The 7,775-nt window shown below is 65.8% G+C and carries 6 protein-coding genes; 2 read left to right on the forward strand and 4 right to left on the reverse strand.

What is annotated here, in order from left to right:
- Nucleotides 1-171: 171 nt before the first annotated feature.
- Together ACXAHG_RS17860 and ACXAHG_RS17865 are read left to right on the forward strand one after the other, a co-directional pair.
- Nucleotides 172-645 (forward strand): rhodanese-like domain-containing protein, encoded by a 474-nt coding sequence (locus tag ACXAHG_RS17860; protein WP_475059462.1) that lies wholly within the window; start codon nucleotides 172-174, stop codon nucleotides 643-645.
- Nucleotides 645-1,484, forward strand: a complete 840-nt coding sequence (locus tag ACXAHG_RS17865) for a CE1 family esterase (protein ID WP_475059464.1) — start codon at nucleotides 645-647, stop codon at nucleotides 1,482-1,484. Before ACXAHG_RS17860 ends, ACXAHG_RS17865 begins: the two co-directional genes overlap by 1 nt.
- A 261-nt stretch (nucleotides 1,485-1,745) precedes the next feature.
- Here the strand turns inward: ACXAHG_RS17865 and mdoH are convergent, their stop codons facing one another.
- Genes mdoH through ACXAHG_RS17885 form a run of 4 tightly spaced genes read right to left on the reverse strand, consistent with a single transcriptional unit; the run spans nucleotide 1,746 to nucleotide 7,771 of the window.
- Nucleotides 1,746-3,623, reverse strand: a complete 1,878-nt coding sequence (gene mdoH, locus ACXAHG_RS17870) for a glucans biosynthesis glucosyltransferase MdoH (protein ID WP_475059466.1) — start codon at nucleotides 3,621-3,623, stop codon at nucleotides 1,746-1,748.
- Nucleotides 3,620-5,128, reverse strand: coding sequence for an OpgD/OpgG family glucan biosynthesis protein (locus ACXAHG_RS17875; RefSeq protein ID WP_475042693.1), 1,509 nt, complete (start codon nucleotides 5,126-5,128; stop codon nucleotides 3,620-3,622). Before ACXAHG_RS17875 ends, mdoH begins: the two co-directional genes overlap by 4 nt.
- A complete protein-coding gene (locus ACXAHG_RS17880; RefSeq protein ID WP_475059468.1) occupies nucleotides 5,125-6,387 on the reverse strand; it encodes an OpgC family protein in 1,263 nt (420 codons plus the stop codon). The genes ACXAHG_RS17875 and ACXAHG_RS17880 overlap by 4 nt, the downstream gene beginning before the upstream one ends.
- A gap of 22 nt (nucleotides 6,388-6,409) precedes the next feature.
- A complete protein-coding gene (locus ACXAHG_RS17885) occupies nucleotides 6,410-7,771 on the reverse strand; it encodes a tetratricopeptide repeat protein (protein ID WP_475059478.1) in 1,362 nt (453 codons plus the stop codon).
- Between the last annotated feature and the right edge of the window lie 4 nt (nucleotides 7,772-7,775).

The raw sequence follows: 7,775 nt of genomic DNA on the forward strand, positions 1-7,775 counted from the left end.
GGGAAGCGGATTGAATACGCTCGTTACGGGCATAATTGGGCAGCAGACGCGCAATAACAAGAACTTGACCGACGGAATCATCCTGTTTCTGGTGATTGCCGGGCCGCGGCCTGTTAGATCAGGGGAAAGCTCCCGCGGCGGGGCAGGCGGCGCAGCGGCAGTGGAGGAGAGATGCCGGTGGCATATTCGGAAAACCCAAAAGTGACGCGGCGGCTGATGCTGCTGGGCGGCGTGGCGGCCGCGGCGGCAGCGGGATACTGGTGGCAGCGCCGTCAGCCGCCGGCCCATGGCCAGCCGCGGCTGAGTGCGGCCCAGGCATTTGCCCAGGCGCAGGCGGGGGAGATTACCCTGGTGGATATCCGTACACCGCAGGAATGGCGGGCCTCAGGCGTGCCGGTGGGCAGCCATCAGATTGACATGCGGCGCGAGGATTTTCTGCAGGCGCTGCAGGCGGTGGCGGGGCCGGACCCTGCTGCGCCGGTGGCGCTGATCTGCGCGCGCGGGGTGCGGTCCGCCCGGCTGACCCTGGCGCTGGCCGAGGCCGGTTACACGAATGTAATCGACGTGCCGGAGGGGATGCTGGGATCCGCTGCGGGGCCGGGATGGATTGCAGGCAATTTGCCGGTCGCACGGTGGGAGGGATGATGAAGGCAGTGATATCAGGTGTGGCGGCGGCAGTGCTGGCCGCAACATGGGGCAGCACCGCTGCAGCGGGTTGCGGGGCAGAGCCCGGGGCTTGCAGCGTAGAGGCCGGCCAGTACCATATCGTGCTGCCGGACCGGGACGCGGCAGAGGCGGTGCCTGTGGTGATGTTTCTGCACGGCTATGGCGGCAGCGGCCGCAGCGTGCTGCGCAACCGGGCGCTGGTAGAGGGGCTGACGGCGCGCGGCTATGCGGTGATTGCGCCAGAGGGGCGTAAGCGCGATGGCACCGGGCCGCAGAACTGGGGGTTCGGCCCCTTTGACGAAGGGCGGGACGAGGGGGCATTTTTTGCCTCGGTGCTGGCGGATGCCAACGCGCGGTTTGGCACCTCGCAATCGCAGACCGTTCTGGCCGGTTTTTCCGCGGGCGCCTTCATGGTGCATTATCTGGCCTGCCGTGATCCGGCAGCTTTTGCGGCTTATGCGCCGGTCTCAGGCGCGTTTTGGCGGCCGCAGCCGGAGCGCTGCGAGGGGCCGGTGCGGCTGCTGCAGGTGCATGGCTGGCGCGACGAGGTGGTGCCGTTGGAGGGGCGGATCCTGGGCGGCGGGCGCTGGCAGCAGGGCGATGTTTTTGCGGCACTGGAAGTCTGGCGCGAGGCCAATGGCTGTGCCTCCCACGCGCCGGACAGAGCGTGGAGTGCTAAGGGCCTGCTGCGCCGCAGCTGGGACTGCGGGCCGGGCGCGCAGGTGGAGCTGGTGCTGTTTGACGGCGGCCATACGGTTCCCAAGGCCTGGGCCGGGCTGATGGCGGATTGGTTTGAGGATCAGCCCGCCGTGCGCTGAGGCGGACGGCACAGGTACTGGCACAGGCAAGGGCTCCCGCCCCTTTGGCCCGAAAATCAGAGATTTGCGGCCAAGGCGTTGGGCCGGGCAGCGCGCCCTAAGGGCGCGCTGCGGTCGTTCTTTTCCGCGCAAGGACGGCTGCAAAGGCAAGGATCTCCCTGTGATGCAGCCGCGCCGCGCGTCAGCGCGGCGCCGGGCCCAAGGCAGCCAGGGGTGGCCCGGCACAAGCCGGGGCATCCTGCGGGCGCGGGAGCTTTCGCCTTATTCTGCAGGGGTGCCGCGGGGCGTGCTGCCGTCGAGCAGCGCCTTCAAGTCGGCGCGGGCGGCACGGGCGGCGCGGGTGATCTGGGGTTCGGTGAACTCCTCGCGCGTGGCCATCCAGTGGCGGATACGGTTTACCGTCTTAACGCCGGAGAGCGCCGAGAGCGGCACCGCCAGCACCAATGACAGCGCGATAGGCGCCAGCCACAGCGAGACGGTGCTGGTCAGGATCCCGGCCCAGAGCGCAACGCCGCTGACGGTTTCCAGCGCGTGGCAGGTCACAAGGGTGCGCAAGGAATAACTGCCGCCGTCACGCGCCTGCGGTGCCCAGCCGCGCTGCAGGCCAAGGGCGGTGCGGAACACCGCGATCATCTGCTGCACCATCAGGATCGGGGCGTAGAGGATGGCCAGTAGCACCTCGGACAGGAAGGACAGCACAAAATGCACCGGGCCGCCGTATTCGGAAAACCGGCTGCCGGTCAGCGGCAGTGCCGCCGCGGCCAGCATCTTGGGCGCCAGCAGCATGGCGTAGATCAGCAGGATCACCAGCACATGCTTGGGCTCGGACATGTCGGGCCAGCTGGGACGGAAGGGGTTGGCTTCGCTGAAGTAGCTGATCACCGAGGCTTCCTCGCTGCGGCCGATCACGGCCCAGAGCACCAGCAGCGCAAACCAGACCGGTGCCATCAGATAGCCGATGGCGCCGGCAAACAGGTGGAAGCGGGAGATCGCGCGGAAGCCCTTGGCGTGCAGAAGATTGAGGTGCTGCAGGTTGCCCTGGCACCAGCGGCGGTCGCGCAGGATGTGGTCGATCAGGGTGGCGGGGGTTTCCTCGTAAGAGCCGCGGATGCGGGGCTGGAAGCGCACCGACCAGCCGGCCCGGCGCAACAGGCCTGCCTCGACGAAATCATGGCTCATGATCAGCTTTTCGCCGCCGCCGAAGCGCGACCTGAGCAGGGGAAGCCCGGCACAGGCGGCAAAGGCGCGGGTGCGGATGATGGCGTTATGGCCCCAGTAGTTGCCCTCGTGCCCGGCCCAGCGGGCCAGGCCCTCGGCCAGCGCCAGGCCGTAGACGCCATTGGCGAACTGCTGCATCCGGCCAAAGACCGATTGCGCGCCGATCAGCTGCGGGTAGCTTTGGATCAGGCCGGCGCCGGGATCGCGGGCCAGCGCGTCGGCCAGCCGGGCAATGGCGCGGCCGGTCATAAGGCTGTCGGCGTCCAGCACCAGCATCGCCTCATACCCCGCGCCCCAGCGGCGCACCCAATCGGCGATATTGCCAACCTTGCGGCCCTCATTGTCGGCGCGGCGGCGGTAGTAGAGTTCGGTGCCTTGGGGCAGCATGCTGCGCAGCGCCGCGACGCTGGCGCGCTCCTGCGCGGCAATGGCATCGTCACGGGTGTCCGAGAGGATGAACATCGCGTATTCATGCAGCCCGCCGCGGCCGTGAAGTTCCTGCAGCATGGTCTGGGCGTTGCCCAGCACGTACCAGGGCACCTCGTTGTAGACCGGCATCAGGAGCGCCACCTTCATCGGGCGGGCAGCGCCGCGGGTGGCGGTGCGCTCGCGGCGCGAGAGGCTGTAGAGGCCCAGCAGTACGGTGGAGACCGTGAAAGCGATCCAGAAGAAGTTGAAGGCAATGAGCGCCAGCAGGATCATTTCCAGCACTGAGAAACCGCCATCGGTGAACCAGCCGCCCATCACCCAGGTGAGAACACCGGTTGCGGCCATCGCGGGCGAAAACGCCAGCAGGCGCCACAGCGCCACCTGGCGCGGTGCGGCGCCGCCGGGGGCCTCTGCATCGCGGAAGTCCTTGCTGAAGTCCTGTTCCGGCATTGCCAGAGGCTGTTCCGGGGGCATCAGATCACATGCAGTCATGCGGTCCACCTGTAAAGCCAGACCTCGGAAGCGGGGCTGCCATCCTTCCTGAGCTGGGCGCGAAGTTCAACGTGATCCCGGTCGCCGGGATCGAAATAGAAGGCAAGCCGCAGGCCGCCGGTTTCCGGATTGCGCTGCAGCACGCCATCGGTGGTCGCCACATGGGGAGAATGGATGTGGACGTCAAGAGCGTCGGGGCCGTCTTCGAACAGCGGATGCGCGTCAAAGTCGATGGTGATGATCCGGCCTGCGCCGCCAAAGATCCGCTCGCCCTCGGCGGTGTCGATCACGCGCGGCATCGGCAGCACCGGCTCCTCGCCCCAGGTGAGGCGGTAGTTCAGGCTGATCTCCGACCCGGCGGCATAAGGCTCGCGCGGGCGCCAGTAGGCGACGATGTTGTCGTAGATTTCCTTGTCCGCCGGGATTTCCACCAGGGTGACGGCCCCTTTGCCCCAGTCTTCCTTGGGTTCCACCCAGAGGCAGGGGCGGTTGTGATAGAAGGCTTCGAGGTCGTTGAAGTCCGACAGTTTGCGCGACCGCTGCATCAGACCGAAGCCGCGCGGGTTGTCGTCCACGAAGGAGGACACCTGCAGGCGTTTCGGGTTGGCCAGCGGCCGCCACAGGGTTTCGCCATTGCCATTGAGAACCAGGAGGCCGTCGGTGTCATGCACTGCAGGGCGGAAATCGTCGAAACGGTGGCGGTTGGTGGCGTCAAACAGGAACATCGAGGTAAGCGGCGCCAGGCCTGCGTGGGGCAGTTCCTCGCGCGCGAAGAGGGTGGCCTCCACATCCATCACCGTGCTGCTGCCGGGGGTGACGGAGAAACTGTAGGCGCCAGTGACCGAGGGCGAATCCATCAGCGCATGCACCACCATGTGGCGCTGGCCGGGGGCGGGGGCCTCCAGCCAGAATTCGATGAACTCCGGGAACTCCTCGCCTTCGGGGTCGGCAGTCCTGAGGGCCAGGCCGCGGGCCGATTGCCCATAGGCGTTGCCGATGCCGATAGCACGGAAATAGCTGGCACCCTGGAATACACAGAACTCGGTCTTCTTGGTGGGGTCATCCAGATCGGTGCGCAGGCGCAGGCCGGAATAGCCCAGGTGGCCGTCGGTGGTGAGGTCCGGTGCCTTTTCGTTCTTGTCGAACAGGTTGATGTCAAACGGGACATGTTCGGCCATGCCGTCCGTCACCGTGTTGATCTGGATCGCGCGCGGGAAGTAGAGGCCCGGCAGGAAGAAGTCGACGTTATAGCTGCGGTCCGTCTTGGACCACAGGGCGTCTTTGGTGCGGAACCAGCGGGCCTTGTAGTCGTCGTAGGACTGATCCAGCCAGTCCTGCGGCACCGCCGGGCGTTCGGCATAGGGTTTGGCAGCAAGCGCGCGGGCCTTTTCGATCACCAGGCTGCGGGAAAACGGCATGGCTTCACTGGCCATCCCAGGCAGTGCGGACAGGGCGGTGCTGCCCAGGGCAGCGGCCAGGAAGCTACGGCGGGTAAAAGAGCTCATTTCTTGGCTCTCCAGGGCTGAGACTTGAACCAGGCGGCGCCATAAGCGCAACCAATGATTAAGAAAAATCCAAACAGATTTGCGAATGCCGTGGTCATAACCGCGCGGTCGGTCTGGTCAAGCGCAAAGCCGATGAACCGGGCCAGCGCCATTGAGAAAACGAACACCGCAAGCGATTGCTGGCCGACTTTGGTGATGATTTTCAGCAGCACTTCCCAGATGCGCGCCGCGGTGGAGGAGCCCGACGCGATCAGCCGTTTGCCGCCTTCGCCCGCTGCAACCCAGCCGAGATAAGCCAGTGCCAGGAAATGGGTGTAGCGCAGCAGGCCGAAATCGGTCTTTTCGCGCCACTCGCCGATGGCATCGCGGCCCGGCTTGATCAGGTCGGCAAGTTCGGGGCTGGCGGCCTTGACCCAGGTGAAAACCTTCCAGGAGCCATAAGGCGCCGATAGGATCAGGAAGGCGGCGGTGAGCACGATCAACGTCTTGGAGACCGGCGGTTTCGGCAGCCAGCCCTTCATGAAGGCAAAGCCGGTGAAGAACAAAAGCTGCCAGCCGAAGGGGTTGAAGAACCATTCGCGCTCCGACCATGGCTCGGCAGGCAGCGACAACCCGTCGGGGCCCAGGCCGATGATATAGGGGTTGGCGGTCAGCCAGATCAGCACAGAGGCCATGCCGACAGCCCAAAGACCTGCCTTCTCCAGCCCCATCATCAAGGGCATCAGCATCAGCACAACCAGGTACATCGGCAGGATGTCAAAGTAATTCGGCACATAGGTGAGGGTGAACAGCCCCACCAGCTGGGTCATCGGATCCTTGAAGAAATGGCCGAGGTTCAGCGAGTTCACATAGCTTTTCTCGAACCCGCCATAAAGGTCGATGGCGGCCATCGACACGGCGATGAACACGAACAACCCGATATGGGCCCAGAACACCTGCCAGCAGCGGAAAAGGACGCGGGCAGTGCCCAGGAACCAGCCGCGCCGCGCAAAAGAGCCGCCAAAGGCGATGGCAGAGGCCATGCCGGAACAGAACACAAAGATCTCTGTCGCGTCGGAGAACCCGAAGCGGGCGGGGATCCAGCCGGTCCAGCGGTTGCCCGGGATGTGGGCAATCAGAATGATGAACATGGCAATGCCGCGGTAGAAGTCGAGCCGCGGGTCGCGCACGCGCGGCTGCGCCGATTGCGGCGGCGGCGCGGCCCGGTTGGCGGCGCCTTGGTCTGTCTGTTGCCCGGGGAAGGGCGCAACGCTGGACATGTGAGTGGTCGTCCTTGAGGTCTTATTCGGCGGGAACGCTGGCAGCGCCGGAGGTATCCCGCGCTTCGGCGATCAGAGTGCGGCGGGCCAGGGCGTAATTGTCCTCGGCGCCGCCGCGTTTGCTGCGGCGGTCATCCAGGATTGCCTCGACCGCGTCAAGCTGTCCTGCACGCAGGCCCGCATCAATGGTAATGCGTTCAAAAACATCGCGTTGGGCGTGGCTGCCGCCGGCCAGCTGCATGCTGCTGCGGGCGGCGGACAGATGGGTGAACGCGGATTTGTAGTTGCCTTCACCAAAGGCCTCCAGCCCATCGGCGGCGGCGCAGCCGGGGGTGCCCATGCGCTCGCAAGCCTCGGAGCCGCCCTTTTCGGCGTCGGCGTGGATGCGCTGCACCATCTTGTGGGCGTCTTCCTTGCGGTGGCCGGTCAGCGCCAGCAGGTAATGCAGGTCGGCAAAGATCAGGCTGCCGTCCTCGGTCCGTTTGGCGCAGAGGTCGGACAGCTCCTCCCAGCGGTTGCCCACTTCGACGCCCTCCAGCTCCAGCCGGACCAAGAGCGAGGTGGCGTTGGAAATGTCGCGGTAGTCGTCGGTTTTGTCTTTGCGCACCTCAGTATCGTAAAGCGCGATGGCCTCGTCCATCTGGCCCAGGTCCAGGTGCATCAGTGCCTTGTGCCACCAGACGTGGTAACGGAAGTTGTTGCAATGGGCCCAGGCCTCTTCGCGGCCGTGCAGCCACTCAAGCCCTGATTTCGCATTGCCGGTCATGTCGTGCACATGCGCCACGGCGTGCAGGCCCCAGGCATCGTCCGGTGCCATCCACAGCGCCTGGCGGCCGGCATTGGCGGCGCGTTCGTAATCGCCGGTTTCCTCCAGTGCAAAGGAGTGGCAGCCCAGCAGGTAGCCGCGGCCCGCGTGGTTCGGCGCATAGGCCGGCATCACCCGTTCGATCGAAGCGCGCATGCCCTCAGGGTCGCCCATGATGAAACGGATGCCATGGCTGAGTTTCATGGCCAGCGTGTCCTGCGGGAAGACGTCCAGAACTTCCTCCATCCGGCGGATCGCCAGGCTGGGGCGGCCCGCAAGCCAGTTTTCCAGCGCGTCAACATATTTGCGCTCGCGCGGCAGGGCACCTTCGTAGAACGCCTTGGCATCGCGCAGCGCGTCCTGCGCGGTGGTCAGCAGCTCCCGGCGGCCCAGCATCAGCAGTGACAGCCCCTTGATCGCATGGGCCAGGGCAAACTCCGGCGCCGCCTTCAGCACCGCGCCGAGGTGGTCGGCGGTCACGGCTGCATGGGCCAGGACGCCCAGCTGCACGGCATTCCAATCCTGCAGGGCTGCTGCATCGGTCAGGCTGCTGTCTTGGCCGAAGATATCATGCGTCATGGGA

The organism is Leisingera sp. ABD4_442 (assembly GCF_056160905.1).

What these genes read in the sequence shown, in the direction of transcription:
- ACXAHG_RS17860 (WP_475059462.1), top strand. Translation starts at nt 172, where the DNA reads ATGCCGGTGGCATATTCGGAAAACCCAAAAGTGACGCGGCGGCTGATG.
- ACXAHG_RS17865 (WP_475059464.1), top strand. Translation starts at nt 645, where the DNA reads ATGAAGGCAGTGATATCAGGTGTGGCGGCGGCAGTGCTGGCCGCAACA.
- mdoH (WP_475059466.1), bottom strand. Translation starts at nt 3,623, where the DNA reads ATGACTGCATGTGATCTGATGCCCCCGGAACAGCCTCTGGCAATGCCG.
- ACXAHG_RS17875 (WP_475042693.1), bottom strand. Translation starts at nt 5,128, where the DNA reads ATGAGCTCTTTTACCCGCCGTAGCTTCCTGGCCGCTGCCCTGGGCAGC.
- ACXAHG_RS17880 (WP_475059468.1), bottom strand. Translation starts at nt 6,387, where the DNA reads ATGTCCAGCGTTGCGCCCTTCCCCGGGCAACAGACAGACCAAGGCGCC.
- ACXAHG_RS17885 (WP_475059478.1), bottom strand. Translation starts at nt 7,771, where the DNA reads ATGACGCATGATATCTTCGGCCAAGACAGCAGCCTGACCGATGCAGCA.